This window comes from Rhizobium sp. BK008 (assembly GCF_014197345.1).
GTDB lineage: Bacteria > Pseudomonadota > Alphaproteobacteria > Rhizobiales > Rhizobiaceae > Rhizobium > Rhizobium anhuiense.
This window is the reverse complement of sequence record NZ_JACIFK010000010.1, coordinates 172,448-197,102: the sequence shown is the minus strand read 5'-3', so window position 1 is coordinate 197,102 and position 24,655 is coordinate 172,448. Positions and strand designations below refer to the sequence as shown.

23 protein-coding genes are annotated in these 24,655 nt (G+C 61.2%); 9 read left to right on the top strand and 14 right to left on the bottom strand.

Annotation, left to right across the window (positions count from 1 at the left end):
• Positions 1–55: 55 nt before the first annotated feature.
• Genes rfbC through rfbA form a run of 4 tightly spaced genes read left to right on the top strand, consistent with a single transcriptional unit; the run spans position 56 to position 3,446 of the window.
• Complete coding sequence (rfbC, locus tag FHT69_RS30190) at positions 56–622, top strand: dTDP-4-dehydrorhamnose 3,5-epimerase (protein ID WP_049812605.1); 567 nt, start codon at positions 56–58, stop codon at positions 620–622.
• Between the two features lie 13 nt (positions 623–635).
• Positions 636–1,691: a dTDP-glucose 4,6-dehydratase gene (rfbB, locus tag FHT69_RS30185; protein WP_183906357.1), complete on the top strand. Its 1,056-nt coding sequence runs from the start codon at positions 636–638 to the stop codon at positions 1,689–1,691.
• Position 1,692: 1 nt separating this feature from the next.
• Positions 1,693–2,586: a dTDP-4-dehydrorhamnose reductase gene (rfbD, locus tag FHT69_RS30180; RefSeq protein ID WP_183904503.1), complete on the top strand. Its 894-nt coding sequence runs from the start codon at positions 1,693–1,695 to the stop codon at positions 2,584–2,586.
• Positions 2,583–3,446, top strand: a complete 864-nt coding sequence (gene rfbA, locus FHT69_RS30175) for a glucose-1-phosphate thymidylyltransferase RfbA (RefSeq protein WP_028758267.1) — start codon at positions 2,583–2,585, stop codon at positions 3,444–3,446. Before rfbD ends, rfbA begins: the two co-directional genes overlap by 4 nt.
• A gap of 121 nt (positions 3,447–3,567) precedes the next feature.
• Here the strand turns inward: rfbA and FHT69_RS30170 are convergent, their stop codons facing one another.
• The 3 genes from FHT69_RS30170 to FHT69_RS30160 are packed head-to-tail and all read right to left on the bottom strand — an operon-like array spanning position 3,568 to position 5,557.
• Entirely contained in the window at positions 3,568–4,371 is an 804-nt protein-coding gene (locus tag FHT69_RS30170) for an anti-sigma factor (RefSeq protein ID WP_183904504.1), read from the bottom strand.
• On the bottom strand, positions 4,368–4,973 hold the full coding sequence (locus tag FHT69_RS30165) for an RNA polymerase sigma factor (RefSeq protein WP_183904505.1): 606 nt from the start codon (positions 4,971–4,973) through the stop codon (positions 4,368–4,370). Before FHT69_RS30165 ends, FHT69_RS30170 begins: the two co-directional genes overlap by 4 nt.
• Before the next feature lie 47 nt (positions 4,974–5,020).
• Positions 5,021–5,557 (bottom strand): tetratricopeptide repeat protein, encoded by a 537-nt coding sequence (locus FHT69_RS30160; RefSeq protein WP_028758270.1) that lies wholly within the window; start codon positions 5,555–5,557, stop codon positions 5,021–5,023.
• A 170-nt stretch (positions 5,558–5,727) separates the two neighbouring features.
• On the opposite strand from FHT69_RS30160, the gene FHT69_RS30155 reads away from it, so the two are divergent.
• The 3 genes from FHT69_RS30155 to FHT69_RS30145 all read left to right on the top strand — a co-directional run bounded on the left by FHT69_RS30155 (position 5,728) and on the right by FHT69_RS30145 (position 8,603).
• Complete coding sequence (locus FHT69_RS30155) at positions 5,728–6,780, top strand: type III polyketide synthase (RefSeq protein ID WP_183906356.1); 1,053 nt, start codon at positions 5,728–5,730, stop codon at positions 6,778–6,780.
• Positions 6,777–7,280 carry an isoprenylcysteine carboxyl methyltransferase family protein gene (locus tag FHT69_RS30150; protein ID WP_183904506.1) on the top strand — a complete coding sequence of 168 codons (504 nt, stop codon included), beginning with the start codon at positions 6,777–6,779 and terminating at the stop codon, positions 7,278–7,280. The genes FHT69_RS30155 and FHT69_RS30150 overlap by 4 nt, the downstream gene beginning before the upstream one ends.
• Positions 7,281–7,355: 75 nt before the next feature.
• Positions 7,356–8,603, top strand: coding sequence for an NAD(P)/FAD-dependent oxidoreductase (locus FHT69_RS30145; RefSeq protein WP_183904507.1), 1,248 nt, complete (start codon positions 7,356–7,358; stop codon positions 8,601–8,603).
• Here the strand turns inward: FHT69_RS30145 and FHT69_RS30140 are convergent.
• From FHT69_RS30140 to FHT69_RS30105, 8 genes are all read right to left on the bottom strand, one after another.
• Positions 8,593–9,129, bottom strand: a complete 537-nt coding sequence (locus FHT69_RS30140; RefSeq protein ID WP_210304383.1) for a gluconokinase — start codon at positions 9,127–9,129, stop codon at positions 8,593–8,595. The two genes, FHT69_RS30145 and FHT69_RS30140, sit on opposite strands and share 11 nt — an antisense overlap.
• Positions 9,130–9,155: 26 nt before the next feature.
• Positions 9,156–10,109, bottom strand: coding sequence for a peptide ABC transporter ATP-binding protein (locus FHT69_RS30135; RefSeq protein ID WP_183906355.1), 954 nt, complete (start codon positions 10,107–10,109; stop codon positions 9,156–9,158).
• Positions 10,106–11,122, bottom strand: coding sequence for an ABC transporter ATP-binding protein (locus FHT69_RS30130; protein WP_183904508.1), 1,017 nt, complete (start codon positions 11,120–11,122; stop codon positions 10,106–10,108). The genes FHT69_RS30135 and FHT69_RS30130 overlap by 4 nt, the downstream gene beginning before the upstream one ends.
• On the bottom strand, positions 11,122–12,012 hold the full coding sequence (locus FHT69_RS30125; protein ID WP_183904509.1) for an ABC transporter permease subunit: 891 nt from the start codon (positions 12,010–12,012) through the stop codon (positions 11,122–11,124). Before FHT69_RS30125 ends, FHT69_RS30130 begins: the two co-directional genes overlap by 1 nt.
• A gap of 9 nt (positions 12,013–12,021) precedes the next feature.
• Positions 12,022–13,026 carry an ABC transporter permease subunit gene (locus tag FHT69_RS30120; protein WP_018244875.1) on the bottom strand — a complete coding sequence of 335 codons (1,005 nt, stop codon included), beginning with the start codon at positions 13,024–13,026 and terminating at the stop codon, positions 12,022–12,024.
• An 87-nt stretch (positions 13,027–13,113) separates the two neighbouring features.
• Complete coding sequence (locus FHT69_RS30115; RefSeq protein WP_183906354.1) at positions 13,114–14,709, bottom strand: ABC transporter substrate-binding protein; 1,596 nt, start codon at positions 14,707–14,709, stop codon at positions 13,114–13,116.
• 377 nt (positions 14,710–15,086) lie between these two features.
• Positions 15,087–15,569 (bottom strand): iron-responsive transcriptional regulator RirA, encoded by a 483-nt coding sequence (rirA, locus tag FHT69_RS30110; protein ID WP_028758280.1) that lies wholly within the window; start codon positions 15,567–15,569, stop codon positions 15,087–15,089.
• Between the two features lie 252 nt (positions 15,570–15,821).
• Entirely contained in the window at positions 15,822–17,318 is a 1,497-nt protein-coding gene (locus FHT69_RS30105) for a CoA-acylating methylmalonate-semialdehyde dehydrogenase (RefSeq protein ID WP_028758281.1), read from the bottom strand.
• Between the two features lie 175 nt (positions 17,319–17,493).
• On the opposite strand from FHT69_RS30105, the gene FHT69_RS30100 reads away from it, so the two are divergent.
• Together FHT69_RS30100 and FHT69_RS30095 are read left to right on the top strand one after the other, a co-directional pair.
• Positions 17,494–17,808: a putative quinol monooxygenase gene (locus FHT69_RS30100; RefSeq protein ID WP_183904510.1), complete on the top strand. Its 315-nt coding sequence runs from the start codon at positions 17,494–17,496 to the stop codon at positions 17,806–17,808.
• A complete protein-coding gene (locus FHT69_RS30095; protein ID WP_127431253.1) occupies positions 17,805–18,686 on the top strand; it encodes a LysR family transcriptional regulator in 882 nt (293 codons plus the stop codon). The genes FHT69_RS30100 and FHT69_RS30095 overlap by 4 nt, the downstream gene beginning before the upstream one ends.
• Here FHT69_RS30095 and FHT69_RS30090 read toward each other — a convergent pair.
• The 3 genes from FHT69_RS30090 to traA all read right to left on the bottom strand — a co-directional run bounded on the left by FHT69_RS30090 (position 18,683) and on the right by traA (position 24,397).
• Complete coding sequence (locus FHT69_RS30090) at positions 18,683–18,850, bottom strand: hypothetical protein (RefSeq protein WP_088930367.1); 168 nt, start codon at positions 18,848–18,850, stop codon at positions 18,683–18,685. The two genes, FHT69_RS30095 and FHT69_RS30090, sit on opposite strands and share 4 nt — an antisense overlap.
• Before the next feature lie 44 nt (positions 18,851–18,894).
• Positions 18,895–19,332, bottom strand: coding sequence for a DUF4174 domain-containing protein (locus FHT69_RS30085; RefSeq protein WP_183906353.1), 438 nt, complete (start codon positions 19,330–19,332; stop codon positions 18,895–18,897).
• 442 nt (positions 19,333–19,774) lie between these two features.
• The gene (gene traA, locus FHT69_RS30080) at positions 19,775–24,397 is read right to left on the bottom strand and encodes a Ti-type conjugative transfer relaxase TraA (RefSeq protein ID WP_183906352.1); all 4,623 of its coding nucleotides are present in this window, start codon (positions 24,395–24,397) and stop codon (positions 19,775–19,777) included.
• Between the last annotated feature and the right edge of the window lie 258 nt (positions 24,398–24,655).

The following is a 24,655-nucleotide window of genomic DNA, read 5'->3' as shown; positions in this document are numbered from 1 at the left end:
CTATATTGCCGGCGTTGGTTGCTGTCACAATTCAGCGATCGAGCCTAATGCAAGGATGTATGCATTGAATGTAGAACAACTGGGGATCGGGGACGTCAAAAGGATCACTCCCGCCAGATTCGGTGACTCGAGGGGCTATTTCAGCGAAGTCTTCAAAGATTCCTGGTTCCGCACCAACGTGGCCGACGTTTCTTTCGTGCAGGACAATGAGTCTCTTTCAGCGCAACCGGGGACCGTTCGGGGATTGCATTTTCAGCTGTCTCCCTTCGCCCAAGGCAAGTTGGTGCGCTGCCTGCGCGGCGCGCTGCTGGATGTGGCCGTCGATATCAGGCATGGCTCTCCGACCTACGGAAAGTGGGTTTCTGCAGAACTGTCGCCGGAGAATGGCTCACAGCTTTGGGTGCCGGCCGGATTTGCGCATGGGTTCGTAACTTTGCAGCCCGAGACGATCATCAGTTACAAGGTCACGGCTCCCTACAGCGCCGAGCATGACCGCGGCCTGCGGTGGAACGATGCCGAGATCGGGATCGAGTGGCCGCAGATGGATGCCTACGTTCTTTCTGATAAGGACAACAAACAGCCATTGCTTTCCGAACTCCCCGCATATTTTCAATTTTCGTAAAACGGAGGGCCTCATGCGTGTTCTTGTAACAGGTGGCGCTGGCTTCATCGGTTCGGCATTGGTGCGCTATCTCGTCAGTGAGGTCGGCGCCGACGTCCTCAATATCGACAAGCTGACCTATGCCGGCAATCTCGCCTCGCTGAAAGCGATCGAGAATGCTCCGAACTACAGGTTTCTCAAAGCCGACATTTGCGACCGAAGCGCGGTCAGCAGCGCTTTCGAGGAGTTTCGTCCCGATTACGTCATGCATCTGGCGGCGGAAAGCCACGTCGACCGGTCGATCACCGGGGCGGCGGATTTTATCGAAACGAATATAAATGGCACCTTCAGCGTGCTGGAGGCTGCGCGGCAATATTGGCAAGGCCTTCCGGCGGACGAAAAGGCGGCATTCAGGATGCTGCACGTGTCCACCGACGAAGTCTACGGTTCGCTGGGTGAAGACGGGCTGTTTGCCGAGACGACGCCTTACGATCCGTCCTCTCCCTACTCCGCATCCAAGGCGGCCAGCGATCACCTGGCAACGGCGTGGGAGCGGACTTACGGCCTGCCGGTGATCATTTCCAACTGTTCGAACAATTACGGTCCTTTTCATTTCCCGGAAAAGCTCATCCCCCTCATCATATTGAATGCGCTGGAACGGAAGCCATTGCCCGTCTACGGAAGCGGCTCCAACATTCGCGACTGGCTCTATGTCGACGATCACGCACGAGCGCTGTGGCTGATCGTGCAACGGGGCCGTCTCGGCGAAAAATACAATGTCGGCGGGCGCAACGAGCGGCGGAACATCGATGTCGTCGAGCGTGTCTGCGCGATCATGGATGAAGTCCGGCCAGGACATGCACCGCATAGCGATCTTATAAGCTACGTTACCGATCGGCCGGGCCACGATGCCCGCTACGCTATCGACGCGACCAAACTCGAGACTGAACTCGGCTGGAAAGCACTGGAGAATTTCGACAGCGGCATCCGCAAGACCGTCGACTGGTATCTGGAAAATGCATGGTGGTGGCAGCCGCTGCGCGAGGATGTGTATTCCGGTGAACGCCTTGGCGTGTTGAAAAAGGTGTGAGATGCGCATCGCGGTAACAGGCAAGAGCGGCCAGGTCACGTCTGCGTTGCAAGCGCTCAAGGCGCCTGACATCGAGGTCATCGCCATCGGCAGGCCCGAGTTGGATTTGCTCGCGCCTTCTATGGTGAGTGAAACCATTGCGAAGCTCAAACCCGACGTCGTCGTGTCGTCGGCCGCCTACACTGCCGTCGACAAAGCCGAAAGCGACGAGGCGGCGGCGTTCGCCATCAATCGAGACGGCGCAGGAGCCATCGCTGCCGCAGCTGCCGAGCTGTCCATTCCCGTCATCCATCTCTCGACCGATTATGTGTTCGATGGAGACAAGCCCGAACTCTATGTCGAGAGCGACCCGGTCGGACCGGTATCCGTCTACGGCAGATCGAAGCTCGAAGGCGAATATGCGGTTGCCGCAGCCAATGAGAACCATGTGATCCTGCGGACGGCTTGGGTCTATTCGACATTTGGCCATAACTTCGTGAAAACCATGCTCAGGCTTGCGGAGACGCGAGACGAGCTAAGCGTCGTGAGCGACCAACTGGGTTGCCCGACCTCCGCCAACGACATCGCCGTGGCTATCGTCAAAATAGCGGCCAGACTGTCAAAGGATTCCAGCCCGGACTTGCGCGGCGTTTTTCATTTGGCCGGGAGCGGCGAAACCAACTGGGCCGAGTTTGCTCGAAATATATTGTCCATTCTCGAGGAAAAGACCGGCAGGCGTGTCACCGTCAGGGACATTGCGACTGCCGATTACCCCACAGCCGCGAAGCGGCCCGCCAATTCCCGATTGTGCTGCGATAAGTTGAAGCGCCTTTATGGCGTCAGCATGCCGGAGTGGCAGGTATCGACGCGAGCTATTGTGACAAAGCTCTTGGAAGAGCCGAAGGAGGCCGTATGAAAGGTATTGTGCTTGCGGGGGGCAGCGGTACTCGCCTGCACCCGATGACTCATTCGGTCTCGAAGCAGTTGCTTCCGATCTATGACAAGCCGATGATCTACTACCCGCTGACCACCTTGATGCTGGCCGGCATCAGAGAGGTTCTGATCATCTCCACCCCGCACGATATGCCGCTTTTCCAGCGGTTGCTGGGTGACGGCAGCGATTGGGGCATGTCTCTGAGCTATGCCGTGCAGCCGAGCCCCGATGGACTGGCCCAAGCCTATATTATCGGCGCAGATTTCGTGGCGGGCGGGCCATCCTGTCTTATCCTCGGAGACAATATCTATTTTGGCCACGGGCTGCCCGAACTGCTTGAAGAGGGTGTATCGAAGGGTGATGGCGCGACCGTATTTGCCTATCATGTGCACGATCCCGAACGTTACGGTGTCGTCGAATTCGGCAGCGACATGACTGCAATTTCGATTGAAGAAAAGCCGGTGAAGCCGAAATCGCACTGGGCCGTCACCGGCCTTTATTTTTACGATGCCGACGTCGTTGATATCGCCGCCAATCTAAAGCCTTCGGCGCGCGGCGAATACGAGATTACCGACGTCAACAGGACATATCTGGAGCGGGGTAAGCTGCGCGTCTCGATGATGGGCCGTGGTTATGCCTGGCTTGACACCGGCACGCCCGAAAGCCTGCTCGAGGCCGGCGAGTTCGTCCGCACCCTTGAAAAACGCCAGGGCTTCAAGATCGCTTGCCCGGAGGAAATCGCGCTGGCCAAAGGCTTCATCACCAAGGAGCATTTCGCCCAGATTGCCGCCAAAGCGGGCAAAGGCGATTATGGCCAATATTTGCGTGGCCTGATGGATTAAATAGCTGCGATCCGGCGAAATAGGCATACCGTGCGAGAGTGCACGGCGGCCTTGCGATAACGGCATGCGGAAAACAAAAAGCTAAAGAGCGAATCTGAAAAATTGCGACGCTCTATAGCAGTCAGGCTGAAAGTCTCCTCCTGACGTCCTCTCCCAACTCCTTCATGCGGTCGGCCGGAACGCGACCGATCAGCATGAAGGCATGCGTCTCGTTCGACCAGTAGACGACATTCATCCCCTTGCGGCTTTCGAGATCCGGCGTCTTGGGTCCGGCATCCGACATGACGATGCACAGCGCCATCGGGCCGGTTTCGGGGTCGAGATAGGCGATCTGGGCAAGCGGTTTGCCGTCATATTGCAAGAGCAGCGCGCGCTTGAAATCGATGCCCGGAAGCGCGACGGCTTCCGGGGAGAGCGACAGGCCGAGTTTCTCGTCAAGCGGGCCGAGCTGGGCGGCCTGGGCCTCCCGGGCAGGCACCGGGCCGGCCAGGGTTTCCGGGGTATAGAGCGAGATATAGTCGGCGACCACGCTGCGCCATTCGCTGTTTTCGTCGTTTGCCGAAAGGCGTGCGCCGATGCCGATGACGGCGCGGTCGATCGCGATGCCGGCAACGAGCGAGGCGGCGAGCGCGCCGAGGAACCGGCGACGGCTGGCGAATGTCAGCGCAGAAGCGGATTTTGCGCGCTGCTGCGCCGGGATGGCGGCGAGCATCGTCTCCAGCTTCTGACGCGGGGCTTCGGCGAGCAGCGGGGCGAAGACCTGCTCGAACGGCAGGCTGGCGCGCGCCAGGAATTCCAGCCGTTCGGCGACGTGTTCATCTTCGCTGACGAGGGCTTCGATGCGCGTAGCCTCTTCGGCCGTCAGTTCGCCGTCGATGAAGGCGGTCAGGTCCTCGTCGGAGGGAATGGTGTGTTTGCTGTTCATTGCCGTCCCCCTTCCGATCCGGCGCCGGAGAGCGTGGCGCGGGCAGCCGCCAGCCGGCTCATCACGGTTCCGATCGGGATATCCAATATGCCTGCAACCTCACGATAGGAAAGTCCTTCCACATAGGCGAGGAAAACCACCGTCCGCTGCGCCTCGGGCAACGCATTCACCTGCTTGAGCACCTGATGGGCCATCACATGCGCTTCAGTGTCGTGTGCGCCGTCGAAGGTCAGTGTTTCCCCGGCATCGACGAAACCCTGGCCCTGGCGCACCCGGCGGGAGCGGATCTCGTTCAGCCAGATCGAATGCAGGATCGAAAACAGCCAGCGGTCGAGCCGGGTGCCGGGGATGAACTGATCGGCGCGCTCCAGCGCGCGAAGGCAGGTCGCCTGCACCAGGTCGTCGGCAACATCGCGCTGATGCGAGAGCACGAGACCATAACGCCAGAGCCTTGCCAGATTTTCCGTCAAGCCGCTCCTGATATCCGCTTCGCTCGCGATGGTCGCCTCCGCCGATCCAACAACTTTCGGAACCGCCGGATGAACCGGCGATTCCATTCTCGCGGGACTATAGGCAGGAAATTGGGTGCGCGCGACCGACATTGAGATATCCCTTCCGTGCTTCCATCTTCCTGTCCGTGGATTCCCGATCAGATCTTAGAGGGGTTAAGGATCGCGGCGTTCAGATCCTGATATTCCTCGCAGGTGGTGCCGCAGATCGCCTTGATCGTCTTCAACTGCTCCTTGGCGAGATCGAACTGGCCCTTGATGACATAGGCCTCGCCGAGATATTCGCGGACCTTGGCATATTGCGGGTCCATCTTCACCGATTGCAGGTAATAAGAGATGCCTTCGTCGGTGCGGCCGAGCTTACGGGTGGCGTAACCGCGATAATTCAGCACTTCGGCCGTGTTCTGATCCTTGATCGTGTCGAGCATGGCAAGCGCCTCCTCATAACGGCCGGCCTTGGCCAGTGAATAGGCGTAGTCGGCGCGGTTCTTGTCGGAGATGTTGGCGCTCTGCTGCTTGACGCATTTCTTGGTCTTCTGGTCGTAGATCTCGCCCTTCTTACAGACTGGCGTTGCACTGCTGTTATCGCCGATGGCAAAGACCGGACCGGAGAACACAGATGCGGCAAGGCAGCCGCCGAGAATGATCGAAGCAATGCGGGCAGACATGATCGTCATGGGGAAACTCCTCGAAAGTGACGTTGCGAGGAGAGAACACCGCTGCGCCTGGCTTTATTCGGCTGCGCCTGGCATTTCTTACATCACGGTTTCGTGAAGCCCGCAGATCCGAATAATTTCGGCGTTCGCGTGTTTCCATCCGTTCCGCCGGGAACGACAAGGAGAATTCCGTGACCGATACCGTGAAACTCATCAGCCTCGCCGTCGCCGCCCCCGAACATGTCATCCTCCAAAAACAAGCGCTCGAAGCCTCGGCCCGGCTGTTTGCCGACCGTTTCGAGGATTTCCGCCATCTTGCCCGCGTCTTCGACAGCGCCGGCATCGAAAAGCGTCATGCGGCGCGGCCGCTTTCCTGGTTCGACGAACCGCATGGTTGGCAGGACCGGATGGAGGCCTATGCAGAGGTGGCGGGCGGGCTTTTCGTGGAGGCGGCCAGCTGCGCACTTCGTCAGGCAGGGCTTGAGGCCGGGGATGTCGACTGTGTCGTGACCGTCTCTTCCACCGGCTTTACGACGCCGAGCCTCGATGCGCAGCTTGCCCGCAGGATGGGTTTCCGTCCCGACATCGAGCGCGTGCCGGTCTTCGGGCTCGGCTGTGCAGCCGGGGTGTCCGGCTTTGCGATCGCCTCGCGGCTGGCGCAAAGCCGACCGGGCGCCGTCGTGCTATTCATCTCGATCGAGCTTTGCACGCTGGCCTTCCGGCTGGACGAGCTGACGCGGCCGAACATCATCGCGACAGCGCTTTTCGGCGACGGCGCGGCCGCCTGCGTGCTGCGTGCGGGAGGAGGCGGGCTGGCGGAAGTGGAATCAACAGGCGAACATCTCTTTCCCGACACGCTCGATATTATGGGCTGGAAGATCGACGATGGCGGCTTCGGCATCGTGCTGGCGCAATCGCTGCCGCCCTTTGCGGAGAGAGAGCTCGGCCCGGCGGTGACGACCATTCTGGCGCGCAATGGGCTGAGGCCGGAGGATATCGGCCGCTTCATCTGCCATCCCGGGGGCATGAAGGTGCTGGCCGCGATGGAGAGCGCACTGTCGCTGGTTCCGGGCACACTCGATCACGAGCGCGCCGTGCTTGCCGAATATGGCAACATGTCGTCGCCGACCATTCTGTTCGTGCTGGAGCGGGCGATCCGCGCCGGATTGCCGGAGCGTGCCGCGATGATCGCCATGGGGCCGGGATTTTCGGCGAGCTGCGTGACGCTGCGGAGAGTGGCATGATGTGGCCGTCGATCGCGCTTCTGGCCTTCGTGACGCTGCAGCGGCTGGGCGAGCTCGTGCTCGCCCAGCGCAACACCGCAGCCCTTCTCGCCCGAGGCGCCAGGGAGGTGGCAGCAGAGCACTATCCCGTCATGGTGGCGCTGCATACGGCCTGGATCATCGGCCTCTGGCTGCTGGCACCGGGAAGACCGGTCGAGCTCTTCTGGTTTGTCGTGTTCATGGTGCTGCAGGGGTTGCGGCTCTGGGTGCTGGCGACGCTCAAGGGCCGCTGGACGACGCGCATCATCATCCTGCCCGGCGCACCGCTCGTCCGATCCGGGCCCTATCGTTTCCTCAGCCATCCGAACTATGCGATCGTCGTCGGCGAGATCGCCGTCCTTCCCCTCGCCTTCGACCTGCCGTTTTACGCGGCTGTCTTTTCCCTGCTCAACGCGCTTATCCTCCATGTCCGCGTGAAGGCTGAAAATGCCGCACTGAAAAGCGCAATGATTTTGAAATGAATGCGATTTTTCGTTTGCGCCGCATCATCGGCAAGGGCATTTTCACCCCGACAAACAAAGCGGAATGCAGGGGAAATGACGAAGAACGCAATCGTGCTCGGCGCCGGCATCGTCGGGGTTTCCACGGCCATCCATCTTCAGCGGCGCGGCCGGCAGGTGACGCTGATCGACCGCAAGGATCCGGGCAACGAAACCTCCTTCGGCAATGCCGGCCTGATCCAGCGCGAAGGTGTCGCGCCTTACGGCTTTCCCCAGCAGCTCGGGCTTTTGCTGCGTTATGCGCTGAATAACCGCATCGATGCGCATTATCACCTGCGCACGCTGCCGAGCCAGATCGCCTTTCTCGCCCGCTACTGGTGGAACTCCAATGCGCGCCGCCACGCGCTCATCACCCGGGCTTATGCGCCGCTGATCGAAAATTCGATTGCCGAACACAAGGACCTGATCGAAGCGTCACAGGCTGAAGCGCTGATCCGCAAGGATGGCTGGATCAAGCTTTTCCGCACGCAGGCCAAGCGCGACGCGGCTCTTGCGGAGGCAGCACTTTGGCAGAATGAATTCGGGGTGGAGTACGACAGCCTGGCTCCGGCCGATATCGCCCGCATGGAACCTGATCTTTCCGGCGATTTCGCCGGTGCTATCCGCTGGCGCGACCCCTGGTCGGTGCTCGACCCGCATGCGCTGACATCGGCCTATCGCCGCTATTTCGAAAGCCTCGGCGGCCGTTTCGTCACCGGGGATGCCGCCTCGCTCGGTCCGTTCGGCTCCGGCTGGAAGATCATGACGACAGAGGGTCCGCTCGAAGCCGAGGATACCGTCATAGCGCTCGGCCCCTGGGCGGCCGTTGCGACGCGCCGGCTCGGCTATTCCTTCCCACTCGGGGTCAAACGCGGCTATCACATGCATTATGCCGCTGAGGGCGATGCCGTGCTCAACAACTGGATGCTCGATGCCGAACGCGGCTATTTGCTGGCGCCGATGAACCGCGGCATCCGCCTGACGACCGGGGCGGAGTTTGCAACGCTCGACGCGCCGAAGACGCCGGTCCAGCTCGACCGCGCCGAAGCCGTCGCGCGCACCATCTTCCCGCTCGGCAGGCGGCTCGATCCCGAGCCTTGGATGGGTGCTCGCCCCTGCACGCCCGATATGATGCCGGTTATCGGCAAGGCGCCGCGCCATCAGGGCCTGTGGTTTGCCTTCGGCCATGCCCATCACGGGCTGACGCTCGGGCCGGTGACGGGCCGCGTGCTTGCCGAACTCATCACCGGCGAGACGCCGTTCATCGATATTGCGGCCTATTCGCCGCAGCGTTTCAAGCCGTGATGCCGAGAGCAGCGAGACCTTTGAGAGCGGTCGCCGCGATGCCGTCCACCGTGTCGTCGATATCGACGGTGGCGACGCCCGGCTCGCCCGTGGGCACCTCAAGCGTCGCCAGCTGGCTTTCGAGCAGCGAGACCGGCATGAAATGGCCCTTGCGCTCGCCCATCCGCTTCGTCAGCAGCGCCTTGGAGCCTTCGAGATAGACGAAGGACAGATTGCCGCCGACAGCCGCCCGCAGCCGGTCGCGATAGACGCGCTTCAGCGCCGAGCAGGAGACGATGATGCCCTCGCTCTTGTCAAGCGAGGCCTGCATGTCCTCGCCGATTAGGTCGAGCCAGGGCATCCGGTCCTCATCCGTCAGCGGAATGCCCTTCGACATCTTTTCGACATTGGCGGCCGGATGAAGCGCATCGCCTTCGACGAAGGCCAGGTGCAGGGCCTCGGCGAGCTTTTCGCCGACGGAGGATTTGCCGCAGCCGCTGACCCCCATGACGATGATCGCATGGGGTTTGTTCATCTGCTCCGACATGATTCCTCCCAATCGATGTTTCCCGCTCAATCGAGCGGGAAGTGACAGGCATATTGTTGTGCGCCCTCTGCCCTTAATTCGGGAGAAACCTGGCGGCAATGGTCCTGCGCCTTCCAGCAGCGCGGATTGAAGTGGCAGCCCGACGGCGGCTTCAACGGCGACGGCAGCTCACCCTGCAGGCGGATGCGGCTCTTCTCGCGGTCGGGATCGGCAATCGGCGTGGCCGACAGCAAGGCGGCCGTATAGGGATGGCGCGGCCTGGCGAAGACCTCGGCGGCGGGACCGGTTTCGACCGGGCGGCCGAGATACATCACCATCACCTCGTCGGCGATATGATGGACGACGGACAGGCCATGCGAGATGAAGAGATAGGCAAGACCCATCTCCTTCTGCAGGTCCATCAAGAGGTTCAGCACCTGCGCCTGGATCGACAGATCGAGCGCCGAGACCGGTTCGTCGAGCACCAGCACCTTCGGCCGCAGCATCAGGGCGCGGGCAATGGCGATGCGCTGACGCTGGCCGCCTGAGAACATGTGGGGATAACGGCCATAATGCTCCGAACGCAGGCCGACGCGCGCCATCATCTCCTCCACCTTGCGGCGGCGGGCGGCGGCGTTGAGATCGGTGTTGATCTTCAGCGGCTCTTCGAGGATCGAGCCGACCTTCTGGCGCGGGTTGAGCGAGCCGTACGGATTCTGGAAGACGATCTGCACCTGGCTGCGCAGGCTGCGGTCGCCGACATTGGCGGGCTTGCCGTCGATCAGCAACTGCCCTGACGTCGGATCCTCGATCATGGTGACCAGGCGGGCGAGCGTGGACTTGCCGCAGCCGGATTCGCCGACGACGGCGAGCGTCTTGCCGGAATGGAGGCTGAAGCTGACGCCGTTCAGCGCCTTGACGGTGGCGTCGGCTTTGAAGAAACCACGGTTTACGGTGTAGAAGCGGGCGAGGTCCCTGCCCTCGAGAACAGCATCCGTCATACGAGGTCTCCTGCAGTTTCAACGGCTATCACGCCCGGATGGCCGAGCGGCTTGCCGTCCTTCAAAGGATAGTTGCAGAGCGCCAGGCCCAACTCCGGCCCCTGACGAACGACGCCGCGATCGCATTCGACCGTGGCGAAGCCGCAGCGCGGCGCGAAAAGACAGCCTGTCGGGCGACCGTGCTGACCGGGCACGACACCGGCGATCGAGGGAAGGCGCTGGCCGACTTTGGCGCGTTCCGGGAGGGCCGCGAGCAGGGCTGCGGTATAGGGATGATGCGGATCGCGGAACAGCGCCCTCACCGGCTGCTCCTCGACCTTCTGGCCGGCATATTGCACCTGCACGCGCTCGGCGGTTTCGGCGACGACACCCATGTCGTGGGTGATCAGCACCAGCGCCATGCCCTGCTCCTTCTGCAGGCGAACGAGCAGATCGAGGATCTGGGCCTGGATCGTCACGTCGAGCGCGGTCGTCGGCTCATCGGCGATGAGCAGCTTCGGATTGCAGGCGAGCGCCATGGCGATCATGACGCGCTGGCTCATGCCGCCGGACATCTGATGCGGGAAGTTCGACAGGCGGTCTTCCGGCGCCGGAATGCCGACGAGATTCAAGAGCTCGATCGAGCGTTGGCGGCGCTCCTTGCGGTTGAGGCCCATGTGAAAGCGCAGGGTCTCACCGAGCTGGAAGCCAACCGTGAAGCACGGATTGAGGCTCGACATCGGCTCCTGGAAGATCATCGCCATATCCTTGCCGACGATCCTGCGGCGCTGCCGGGCGGAGATGCCGCGCAGATCCTTGCCGTCGAACTGCAGACGGTCGGCGGTGATCTTCGCTGTCCAGGGCAGAAGCCCCATCAGCGCCAGCATGGCAACGGATTTGCCCGAGCCGGATTCACCGACGACCGACAGGATTTCGCCCTTGTCGCAGGCAAGCGACACGCCGTCGACGGCGCGGAACAGACCGGAAGAGGTCTGGAATTCGACAGTCAGATTTTCAATCTCGAGGAGCGACATCACGACCTCTTCAGTTTGGGATCGAGCGCATCGCGCAGGCCGTCGCCCATCAGGTTGATGGCGAGAACGGTGATGAGAATGGCAAGACCCGGAAATGTCACCACCCACCAGGCGCGCGAGATGAACTCACGGGATTCGGCCAGCATCGTACCCCATTCCGGTGTCGGTGGCTGGGCGCCCATGCCGAGAAAGCCGAGGGCGGCGGCATCGAGAATCGCCGCCGAGAAGGCGAGCGTCGCCTGAACGATCAGCGGCCCCAGACAGTTCGGCAGGATCGTCTTGAACATCAGCCGGAAGGTGCCGGCACCGGCGACACGCGAGGCGATCACATATTCCTTCTCGCGCTCTGAAATGACCGAGGCGCGCGTCAGGCGCACGAAATGCGGCTGATTGACCAGCGAAATCGCGATCATCGCGTTGGTGAGGCCAGGCCCCAGGACGGCCACCAGCACGAGCGCGAGCAGCAGCGACGGGAAGGCCAGGATGATGTCCATCAGGCGCATGATCGCGGTGTCGACCTTGCCGCGGAAATATCCGGCGATGAGGCCGATCAGCACCCCGCAGATGACCGAAAGTGTGACGACGACGACGCCGATGAAGAGCGAAAAGCGCGCGCCATAGATCAGGCGCGAGAGGATATCGCGGCCGACGGCATCCGTTCCGAGCGGGAAGGAGGCGCTACCGCCCTCCATCCAGGCCGGCACGGCGAGCAGCACCTGGCGGTTCTGCTCGTTCGGCGCATGCGGCGCAAAGAGCGGCGCGAAGACTGCGACGACCAGGATGATGGTGAACACCACGAGGCCGATGACGGCGCCCTTGTTGCGAGAGAAATAATGCCAGAACTCCGCAACAGCGGATGGCTGACCGGTTTTGACGGTGACGGTGCTCATGAACCGCTCCTAATGACGAATGCGCGGATTGATGAAGCCGTAGAGAACATCAACAATCAGATTGACCAGCATGATGACGCCGGCGATCAGGAGAAGGCCACCCTGGACCACGGCATAATCGCGCTTGAACACCGAATCGACCATCCATTTGCCGATGCCCGGCCAGGAGAAGATCGTCTCGGTGAGGATGGCGCCGGCAAGAAGGACGCCGATCTGCAGGCCGATCGTGGTAATGACGGGGATCATCGCATTGCGCAGCGCATGCACGCCGACGACGCGCAGCGGCTTCAGGCCCTTCGAGCGCGCCGTGCGGACATAATCCTCGCCCAGAACCTCGAGCATCGCCGAACGCGTCTGGCGGGCGATAACGGCGAGCGGGATGGTCGCCAGCACGATGGTCGGCAGAATGAGATAGCTGACGGCCGAGGCGAAAGCGCCCTTCTGGCCTGACAGCAGGCTGTCGATCAGCATGAAGCCGGTGACCGGCTTGAAGAAATACATCAGTGAGATGCGACCGGAAACCGGCGTCCAGCCGAGATAGCCGGAGAAGAAGATGATCAGCAGCAAGCCCCACCAGAAGATCGGCATGGAATAACCGATGAGGGCAACACCCATCACGCTCTGATCGAACCAGGTGCCACGCTTGACGGCCGCAAAGACGCCGGCGGGCACGCCAAGACAGACCGCGATGATGATGGCACAGAGCGAAAGTTCCAGCGTTGCCGGGAACAACGTGAAGAACTCGCCGAGAACGGGCCGCTTGGTGACGATCGAGGTGCCGAGATCGCCGTGCAGCACTTTTACGATATAATCGAAATACTGCACATATATGGGCCGGTCGAAGCCGAGATCGTGCATGATCTGGGCGTGACGTTCCGGCGCCATGACACGTTCACCCGACAGAAGCATGACCGGATCACCGGGAATCAGGCGGATGAACGAGAAGGCAATGAGCGAAACACCGAGAAACGTCGGGATCAGCACCGCGAGGCGGCCGATGAAAAAACGCAACATAGCAGGTTTTCCAATAGTTTCCGGCGGTCAGGGCAACCTGACCGCCGGCCGCACCCGGCGTTGACCGGGTAGTTTACAGATTTTTTATTATTCGGAAATGTCCACGCCGTCGAAACGGTGGATGCCGAGCGGATCCATGAAGAAGCCCGAGACCTTCTTGCTCATCGGAACGAAGACCAACGAGTGGTCGAGCGTATTCCAGGGAGCTTCCTTCTTGAAGATCAGCTGAGCCTGCTCATAAGCCTTGGTGCGCTCGGCGACGTCGGCCGTCTGCTTGGCCTTGGTCATCAGATCGTCGAATTCCTTGTTGCACCACTGAGCGCGGTTGTTGCCGCCGACAGCGTCGCAGCCAAGCAACGTATCCATGAAGTTGTCGGGATCACCGTTGTCGCCGGTCCAGCCGAGGATGACGGCACCGTCGCGATTCTTGTCGGACGAGAGCTTCAGATATTCGGCCCATTCATGGGTGACGATTTCCGCATCGACGCCGACCTTGGCCAAGTCGGCCTGCATCAATTCGGCGGCGCGACGCGCGTTCAACATGTACGGACGCGAAACCGGCATTGCCCAGATCTTCATCTTCAGATCCTTGACGCCGGCATCTGCCAGCATCTTCTTCGACGCATCGGGATCGTACTTGTCGTCTACGACGGCATCGTTATAGGACCACATCGTCGGCGGGATCGGGTTCTTGGCAACGGCCGCGGCACCCTGGAAGACGGCATCGACGATCGCCTGCTTGTTGATCGCCATGTTCAGCGCCTTGCGGACTTCGGCTTTGTCGAATGGAGCAATCAAGGTGTTGTAGGCGAGATACGAAACGTTCAGGCCGGCCTGCTCGAGCACGGTCAGGTTCTCGTCCTTCTTGAGTTCGGCGACGTCAGCCGCATTCGGATAAGGAATGAGGTGGCATTCACCGGCTTTCAGCTTCTGCGCGCGGACGGCGGCGTCAGAAGTGATGGCGAAAACCAGATCGTCGATCTTTTCCTTGCCCTTGAAATAGGTCTCGTTGGCCTTGTAGCGGATGACGGCATCCGGCTGGTAGGCGACGAAGGTGAACGGGCCGGTGCCGAGCGGCTGCTGGTTCATCTGCGCCATTTTGCCGTCGGCGGCGAGTTTGTCGGCATATTCCTTGGAGACGATCGAGGCGAAGTCCATGGCGAGGTCGGCGAGGAACGGCGCTTCGGGATGGTTGAGGGTGAACTTGACGGTGAGGTCATCGACCTTCTCGACCGACTTGATCAGCTCCGGGAAGCCCATGCCGGCAGCATATTCGTAAGAGCCGCCCTCGACATACTTGTTCCAGGGATTGTCAGCCTTGAGCTGGCGCTCGAACGAGAAGATGACATCGTCAGCATTGAAGTCACGCGTCGGCGTGAAGAAGTCGGTGGCCTGATACTTGACGCCCGGATGCAGCTTGAAGGTGTATTCCTTGCCGTCGGCCGAAACGCTCCAGCTGTCGGCCAGGCCCGGCTCGATCTCGGTGCCGCCATGCTTGAATTCGACGAGACGGCTATAGACCGTGCGCGACGACGCGTCGAAGGTCGTGCCTGCCGTGTAGAGGCTCGGGTCGAAGCCTTCCGGCGAGCCCTCGGAGCAATAGACAAGGGTCTTGGACCAGGCCGACGTCGCCATGACGGAAATCAGGGCCGTCGCTGCCAGGAGGACAGAGATCTTTTTCATAGTATTGTTTCCCGGTTGTTCTTTTTTGATGTTTGGAGATCGTAGAATGGCATCACGATCGACGGTTGATGGAACGATATTTATCTACTGAAAGCAACGGGCTACGGAGAAAAATTTTCCAGCTGGACAATTTTAGAAATTTTCAGTCAAAAATCAGCCGCATTTGGAAATTTTCGGACAAAAAAGACCGGAATTTTGTCGCATTTGGTATAAAAGCGCCGCCATCGCGACACGCGGACGCCATTCCCCCCCCCCCGCATTTCCGAGACCGGGAGACGCCGCAAAAACAAAAAGCGCGGCTGCTGGAGCAACCGCGGTTCAGAAGCATAATCTGCGCTTAGAGCGCCGTGCGTCTTTTCGGACGCACAAGGGATAGTTCAGGCGGCGGGGACAACGATCGCGGGTTTGCGATATTGCTGCTCACCGGTGATTCCGAGAAGGAAATTGATCTGCGGACGGGCCTTGACGAGGTCGTCAATGGAATATTCCGAAAGCACGGCGAAGAAGGCGTTGAGCGCCTTGCGCAGCGCCGAATTCAGGCCGCAGCTGTCGACCAGCGGGCATTCGACCTCACCGTCATCCTCGAAGCATTCGGCCATGGCGAAACTGTCTTCCGTGACCCGAACCACGTCGAAGAGGGTGATGTCGGCCGCCGGCTTGCCCAAGCGCACGCCGCCGTTGCGACCGCGCACGGTCTCGACCAGACCCGCCTTGTTGAGCGGCTGGAGAATCTTGAAAAGAAAGAGCTCGGAAACACCATAGGCCTTGGCGATTTCCGGAATCCGGCTCAAGTGCCCGTCGTTGGCAGCACAATACATCAACATGCGAACCGCATAGTTGGTCTGCTTCGTCAACCGCATGCCATTCTCCTGACTCGTGCCTGTTCAGACCTATATAGGCGGTTTGGTAGTTTTGAACAATTCCAAAATATGAAATTCGCATTCAGCTTATGAGGCCATTTGCCGCGACGTCAATTCGGCCCCATGACGGGAATCGCATGACCGGCAGTTCATCTGAAAGCAACGCCGCCGAAAATCAACAACTTAGAATCGAAAAGTTCGAGGGCCCTAAGGCCCCCGAATTGCAGATTGCAGATTGGAATGTCGTGAAGATCACTTCATCGTCGGCATGACGAACTCGGCGCCGCTCTTGATGCCCGAGGGCCAGCGGGCGGTGACCGTCTTGGTCTTCGTCCAGAACTTGATCGAATCCGTGCCGTGCTGGTTGAGGTCGCCGAAGCTCGATGCCTTCCAGCCGCCGAAGGAGTGGTAGGCGAGCGGAACCGGGATCGGAACGTTGATGCCGATCATGCCGATATTGATGCGCGAGGCGAAATCGCGGGCGGCATCGCCGTCACGGGTGTAGATGGCGACGCCGTTGCCGTATTCGTGCTTCATCGGCAGCGACAGCGCTTCCTCATAGTTCGCGGCGCGGACGACGGAGAGGACAGGTCCGAAGATCTCGGTCTTGTAGATGTCCATCTCGGGCGTGACGTGGTCGAACAGGCAGCCGCCGACGAAATAGCCGTCTTCATAGCCCTGGAGCTTGAAATCGCGGCCGTCGACGACGAGCTTGGCGCCTTCCTCGATGCCGCGGTCGATCAGGCCGCGGACACGGTTATAGGCATCCTTGGTGACGAGCGGGCCCATGTCGGCCTTGTCATCGGTGTAGGGGCCGATGCGCAGCGATTCGATCTTCGGCGTCAGCTTCTCGACGAGGCGGTTGGCGGTTTCTTCGCCGACCGGAACGGCAACCGAGATCGCCATGCAGCGCTCGCCGGCCGAACCATAGCCTGCGCCCATCAGCGCGTTGACGGCCTGGTCCATATCGGCATCCGGCATGATGATCATGTGGTTCTTGGCGCCGCCGAAGCACTGGGCGCGCTTGCCGTTCATTGCCGCCGTGCCATAGACGTAGCGAGCGATCGGCGTCGAGCCGACGAAGGAGACGGCGCCGATATCCGGATCGGTAAGGATCGCATCGACAGCACCCTTGTCGCCGTTAACGACGTTGAGAATGCCGGCGGGCAGACCGGCCTCGATCATCAGTTCGGCGAGACGGATCGGCAGGGAGGGATCACGCTCGGAGGGCTTCAGGATGAAGGCGTTGCCGCAGGCGATCGCCGGCGCAAACATCCACATCGGGATCATGCCGGGGAAGTTGAAAGGGGTGATGCCGGCGCCGATGCCGACCGGCTGGCGGATCGAATACATGTCGATCGCCGGGCCTGCGCCCTCGGTGAATTCACCCTTGGCGAGATGCGGAATGCCGCAGACGAATTCGCAGACTTCGAGGCCGCGGATGACGTCGCCCTTGGCATCCTCGATCGTCTTGCCGTGTTCCTTGGAAATCAATTCGGCAAGTTCATCCATGTGCTTGTTCAGGAGTTCGACAAACTTGAAGAAGACGCGGGCGCGGCGCTGCGGATTGGTGGCAGCCCATTTCGGCTGCGCGGCCTTTGCGTTTTCGACTGCGGCGCGCAGTTCCTCGACGCTTGCAAGCGCGACCGTCGCCTGCACTTCGCCGGTTGCCGGATTGTAGACGTTGCTCACGCGGCCGCTGGTGCCGGCAACATGCTTGCCGCCGATGAAATGACCGATCTCATGCATGGGTGTTCCTCCTGTTTTTGGATGACCGACAATCGCACTTCAATTTGCACAAATCAATGCGCTGATATAAGGAACTGTTGTGCGTATATTGTAGTCCTGTCGTTGCATCGGGCCTGCTGCTTACAAACTTGGCACGGCACGTCGACAAGTCAAATCCCAAGGGGAGGTCAAACCGTTGAGTCGGAAACCCGTCGTCAGAATGGCGGAGCTGGAGATCGCTCCGGAGACGCTGGAAACCTATCGCGCGTTGCTCGCAGAGGAAATCGAGGCATCGGTGGCGCTGGAAGACGGCGTCCTTTCCCTCTGCGCCGTTTCCATCAGGGACCACCCAAACCGTATCCGTATTCTTGAGGTCTACACCGACCAGGCGGCATATGAGGCCCATCTGCAGGCACCGCATTTCCTGAAATACAAGAACCAGACGGCGGGCATGGTCACATCGCTGGTGCTGATCGAAGTCGATCCGATCGCCATGCGTGCCAAGCCATGAACTGGGACGATGTTCGGATTTTCCTGGCCGTCGCCCGCACCGGGCAGATCCTTGCCGCCTCGAAGCGGCTGGGGCTCAATCACGCCACGCTCTCGCGCCGGCTGACGTCGCTGGAAGAGGCGCTGAAGACACGGCTTTTCATCCGCCGCACGAATGGCTGCGAGCTGACGGCCGAAGGCGAAGTGTTCCTGGCATCCGCAGAGCGGATGGAAACCGAAATGCTCGCGGTACAGGCCAGCCTCGGCCACACCGATACGGCTATTGCCGGGACCGTGCGCGTCGGCGCGCCCGATGGGTTCGGTGTATCCTTCCTGGCGCCGCGCATAGGCAGACTGATCGAGCGCCATCCGGAACTGAAGATCCAGCTCGTACCCGTGCCGCGCTCTTTCTCGCTGTCGCAGCGCGAGGCCGATATCGCCATCACGCTGGAGCGGCCGGTCCAAGGCCGGCTCGTCTCTTCCAAACTCACCGACTACACGCTCGGCCTCTATGCCTCACGCGACTACCTCGCCGCCCAGGGCACGCCCGGCGATATCGAGGCGCTGAAGGCGCATCCGCGCATCGGCTATGTCGAAGACCTGATCTTCACCGCCTCGCTGAATTTCTCCGGCGAGGTGATGCGCAGCTGGGATGCGAGCTTCGAGATATCGACGGCGATCGGGCAGACGGAGGCGGTGCGATCAGGCGCCGGCATCGGCATTCTGCACGATTATATCGCCCGGCAGTATCCGGAACTCCAGCGCATCCTGCCTGAAATTTCGATCCGGCGGGCCTATTGGACGACCTATCACGAAACGGCGCGCGATCTCGTGCGCGTCAGGAGCGTTGCCGATTTCCTGCAGGAACTCGTCAGCGCCGAGCGCCATATTTTTCTTTAAACGTCCCGCACGTGTTTTGCCGGCTCGTCGTTCTCGTCCGGGTTCGGAACCGGCGCCTCGTCGGGCAGCCTGTCCGGCTCCGGTTCCGTGATCGGAGGCACCGGCTTCCAGCCGGGTGCTGGCATCGGCGGCTGGTCGGGAATGGGTTCGTTGGGCACGGACATGACCGCCTCCCTTTCATGATCTTGGTTTGACGCGATGTTCGGGACTATTTGTCCGGCTTCAGCGATTCGGCCGCGCGCATCGGCATGCTGTCGATGATGGCGAAGAGCTCGCCATCGGTGATCGGCTCGCTGGCCTTCAGCTTGACGGTGCCGTCCTTGCCAACAAGAAAGGCCGCGAACTCGCCCACATCGGGCGCCTGGAGATCGCGGCGGATCGCTTCGCCGTCGAGACCATCGGGGGCACCGAAGAGTGGCCGAACGCCGGCGCCTGATATCTTCAGCACCACCAGGTCACGCTCATCGAGGGCCGAGCGATCGGCCAGCAGCTGGTTCTCCTGGCGGGCGGCGCGGGCTTTGTCCCTGTCGGCGAACACAACGAAAACGCGGTTCTTCCACTGGAACGCAGCAAGGCTTTTGACCGGCGCATAGGCGCTGTTGGTCTCGTCGATCTTGGTCGCACCGTAGAGAAGGGTTTTCGACATGCATATTCTCCCGTCAACTTAGAGAACCGCTTAGGACGACGCGGGTTCCATCAAAACGGTGGGAATCTTGCTTAGGTTTCGCTTCCCGAATTCATCGGTGAGATCCTGCGATTGCCAGTCTCACCGAGCTCGCCGCGGAGCCTGATGGTCAACTACGTTTGGCACTAAGGAGACTTTCGAGCGTAGGAATCTCCTTCAACGAATGCAAGGCCGGAACTCACCAGAGGGGTTTGGCTTGTTCAGGTCGGCGACGGTCTTCTTCATTTCCAGCAGCGACATGCCGGCTCCAATCGGGACTAGTCGTTTGAAACTTTCGCCGGCACGCCCGCATCTGCTAGGCGTCTGATTAGTGCGTTTTGCTCGCCTGGCTTGCGATGACTTCTTTGTCGTCCGTTTCCCTCTGTGGCATCAGATCAACGAATAATGGCCACTGTTGTTTTGTTTAGCCATTGATATCAATGCCGCGTCCGCGGCTGACAGCCCGCTGGCGCCGTTCCGACATGATCTTCTCGCTGCTCTCCCTGCGAACGGTCTGCTGCAGGACCTTCAGCCTGTCCTGCATCGCCTCGAAGGCGCGGCGCTGCGTCGGCGGCACACGGTTGATGAGATCCCTCTCTCCTCGGACGATGGCATTGCGGCCGAAGCGCTCGTCGAGCGCCGCGCTGACTGCGGCGAACTCCCGGCGAATGCTGGGATCAAGAACAGCAGCCGATGCATTCCGCTTGCGGCCGTCGTTCTTCGCCTCGGCAGTCAGCAACGTGAGCGCTTCTTCCGCCGCCTTCGACAGGCCGGGAATGGCAACCGCCATGCGCCGCCGCTCTTCGGCGATCGCCTGGCGCTCGGCATCAAGGGCGCCGGCATAGGCCGCACCGAGCGATCGTAGCCAAGCGGCGGCTTCGGGCACGGCCTGCGCAGCGTCTCTGCGTTCCCGGCCGGCGGCCAGCATCCGATCCATGAGGCGATCGGAGCCACGCAGCGCACCATAGGCGGCCGGGTCATTGGTCACTGCAGCAGAGATGCGGTCGGCGGCAAAACCTTTGACAAGCAGCTCTTCGATCTTCTCGACAGCGCCAGCCGGATCGCGCCAGATCGTTGACGCCACGTCGGCTAGCGCTGCTCGCTGCTGGCGATAGAGAGGGCCGGCCAGAGCACGCGATCTCGCCTCTTCCTCGATCGGAGTCTTGAACTCGGTGACGGCGGCAAGCATGGGGATATTCTCCTTCTGCGGATCGGCACTGGCGCTGGCGACGATCTTCGAACGATCCCGCCGTTCGGCGAGATGCTGCTCCTCGGCAAAACGCTTCACGGCCTCGAACAGCCGGGTCAGCTTCTCGCCCCTGGTGCCTGTGAAGTCTTCCGGCATACGCTCGACGATGTTGCGTTCGGCAACCGTATCGGCCTTGGATGTGAAGGCGCTCCAACCGAAGCGGGCGCTGAGCGCCTCGCTGACGGCCTTGATCTCCTGCACAACGGCCCGGTCTTCGGCGGCGATTGCAAAGGCCGTCTTGTAGGCATCGTCCCCTCCCTGCTTGCGCACCGCCTCGATCTCGACGAGACGTGCCACCGCCTTTCTGGAGAGCGCTGGGATCGACAATGACATATGCGCGCGGCGCTGGTGCTCGCGGCTTTCGAACCGCTCGGCGTTTCTGCGGAACTCCGTCGCGTGGGCGCGGGCCAGCGGCAGCAGTTCCGTCAATGCCGCGGTCGCGATGCTGCGCTCGTCGCGTGCGGCACGGCCGTCTATCATAAGGTCGGAACCCCGCAGGCGGCCGATCCGATCCGGTGCAATAGCAAGATCGTCGGCGAGCCTGCGGGGTTCGTTGCTCGTATCCGATGCCAGGGCGTTCAGGGCGACCAGTGCCGCCTCCGGCTCACGATAGATCTTCTCCAGCAGCGGCCGCAGGATTGCTTCCCGTTCCTTCCAGGCCGGCGAGGAAAGCTGCGCCCACCGCGCATCCTCCTCCACGCTTCTGGCAAAAGCAGTGTCGGGCGGCATCAGATATCGGCCGCGGCCAACATCTGTCTCCGAGACGGTGTGTGTCTCAGTGCGCTCCTCATTGTACGAGACACGTCGTTCCCGCTCGATCGCAAATCCCAGCGCAACGCTTGCCCTTTCCCAAAGCTTCGCCACCTGCCGGCGCTTATCGGCAATCCACGCGAGCCGGCGCGAGGCGTCCTCCTCCATCCCCGCCGCGACGAGAGAGAGATGGTCGAGCCCGCGGCGGCGGGCAAAATCGTCGGCATGCGCCCGATACCCAGCCTCGCTCTCGAAATCGAGCGTCGTCGTCTTGGCGCCGGAGCGCGACAGGCGTTCAACGAGTTGTTTGAACAGTTCCGGCCGATGGCTTTCCTGCTCGATGCGCTCCCGGCGCGCTTCGGCGGTTTCGACCCGTTTGGCTGTCCAGATATTGCGATCGACTTCTCTTTCCTCGAAGTGCTTCTGCCCGGTCTGCTCGTCGATGATGGGAACCTGGACTTTGACCCGCTCCACCCCGTCCTTGCGCAGGGTCACCGTGTCGCCCTCTAAGACACCGGCATCCTCCAACGCCTTCGGCAGGCTCACGCCCCAAAGACGATGGACGGCTCCGTCATCCGTCTTCACATCGGCATAGGGGCTATCGTCGGCATCCTCGTCATTCGGCCGGAACTTGGCTTGTCCGGTTTCCACGAGTTCGCCGGTGATACCGGCAGCATGATCGGGACGCAGCTTGCGGCTCCATTCGGGCTTCGCTTCAAAATCTTCCTTCGCGGCATAGAGATCGGCACGATGGCGATGCCGGGTCATCGACACGTAGGTCAGGTGCTGGTCCATCATGCCGGTGGCAAGAACGAAGGTCCGGTCGACGGTCGCGCCTTGAGATTTGTGGATGGTCGCAGCGTAGCCGAGATCGACATTGCGATAACTGTTCTCGCTGATGACGACATCGCGGCCATTGTCGAGACGCACCGAAAGCAACGTATCCCCACGTTTGTCGCCGGTGGATACGACCGTCCCGAGCATGCCGTTCTTGACGTATTGCGGACCGAGACGCATTGCGCGCGCTTCGACGAAGCGGGCATTTGCCAGAAAGATGATGCGGTCGCCGGTGGCGAATTCCCGCGCGCCGCGTTCGGTCTGGAATGCGCGGCTCTCCCCCAGCGCCCCCTCGCCCGCCATCACAGATCGCAGTTCCTCGTTCAGACGTTTGACGTCCTGATTGGTGTGGGCGAGCACGAGAAGCTCATCACCGCGAAGACGGCCATCATTGCCGGGCATAACGGAATCCTGGATCGCCTGTCGGCGCGCTTGCGTCCAATCACTGACAATCCGCCCGATGATGTCGTCCCGCGTGTCTGCCTCCACCAAATGACCCTGCTGCGCATAGGCATCAAGACCTTTCCCAATCTCGCCACGCGCAAACAGCCGCGACGCCTCGCGCGCCCATTGCTGGCGCTGGCGGCGCACGCCGCCAAGTTCGGCAAAACCGATCCGCTCGGTAATCGCCCGGAACGCCGCCCCCGCCTGGATCGGCTGCAATTGCATCGCATCGCCGACCAGCACGAGTTTCGCTCCCGCTTCCTCGACGAGCTTCAGCACGCGGGCCATCTGCTGCGACGACACCATTCCGGCCTCGTCGACAACCACCACATGGCCGCGGTGAAGCGTCTCCTGTCCATTGGCCCAGGCCAGTTCCCAGGCGGCGAGTGTTCGTGATCTGATGCCGGAGCTGTCTTCCAGACCCTCGGCGGCTTTGCCCGCAAGGGCCGCACCAATCACCTGGCGGTCTTGGCTTTCCCAGGCGAGACGGGCCGCAGCAAGCAAGGTCGACTTACCGGCGCCGGCAAGACCGACCACGGCGGCAATGCCATTGTCCCGCGTGACATGATGGACGGCGTCCACCTGCTCCGGGTCGAGCCGGAAGGACTTTTCCGGATCTTGAGTTTCGACGTTTCTGATCGCAGCGGCGACCGCCCGGTCGGAAACGGCAAAACCGCGACATTCCAACAGAACCTGCGCCGACTGCGCCATGTCATATTCGATGCGAAGGATCTCGCGCGTGGTGAAAACGGCGGGTTCGCTCGCCTTGCCCGTTTCGGCATCGACCTGCTGTGGCTTCAGCATGATGAGATCGTCCGACGCCATCAGCCGCGCCCGGATATTGGCGAAGTCTGCGGGATCGTCGACATAGCGATGCAGCCCCTTGGCGATATCGCGCTCGTCGAAGGTGGAGCGTTCATTGCTCAACTGCTTCAGCAGGAGCTCCGGCTCGGCGAGCAGCCGGTCGGCCATCTCCTGGCGACGGGCAAGATCGGCCGGTGCAAAATACATCTCGACACCCCCGCGGGAGAGCGCTGCCTTCTCCGGGCCCAGATGTCTTTGTGCGATACCATCGAGGCCCTGCTCGGCATAAGAGCGGCCGTCAAGACGGATGTCATGGCCGGCGAGCGCCAGATGCCGGCTGGCCGTCTCCGCCCAGGCGATCTTCCACGCCTGCAAGGTCTCCTTGTCGCCGCCCCAGGACTTATACACAATCCGACCCGTTAGCCGCCCAGGCGTGACAAATCGCAATGGCTCGCCATTTTCTCCCAAGATCGGAGCATGTTTTGGCCCGAAGCCCTCCTCCGTCAGCGGTCTCACGGGCGTCAGCAGATGGATATGCGGATTGCCGTCTTTATCGTGGTAGACCCAGTCGGCGACCATTCCCGCTCTTGTGAAATTATCCCGCACGAATTCGCGCACCAGCGCGATGTTCTCGGCCCGCGTCAGTTCCTCCGGCAGCGCGATGATCAGCTCGCGCGCCAGCCGCGCGTTTGCCAGTTTCTCGAAAGCTTCAACCGCATTCCACAGCACTTCGCTGGCGCCGGCAACGGAATACCCCTCGACCGCGGACTGCAGCCAATCCGGCGTTTGATCCGGCAGCGCCAGTTCCTCGTGCACCAGCTCCGACGCGCCGCCCCGATAGCTGAACGACGTGCCGGCCTGTTCGTCCATCATCCTAGTGCGATGACGATAGGCGGCGGCCGAGACGATGTTGCGTCCCGCTCCCCTGCTGATGACCTGCGCTCTGACGAACATGATCGCCATGATTGTCCTCGCATATTCGGAGCAGTTGCACCAACGAGCGACATCGCTCTGTCACAGACAGTTATACCGAACGACAAACGCCCTCCGCGCGTGTCTCCGGTCTCTTTCGCGCGGGTCCATATCACCGCGACAAATAAGCGATTTAACTGACTTATACAAGATAGTAAAATCAGAAATTGTTTCCTGCTTTGTTCGCCCTGACGCACGGTGTTCCAACTACGCCACATTCAGACGATGCCTGTTCCTAAATGATTGAAT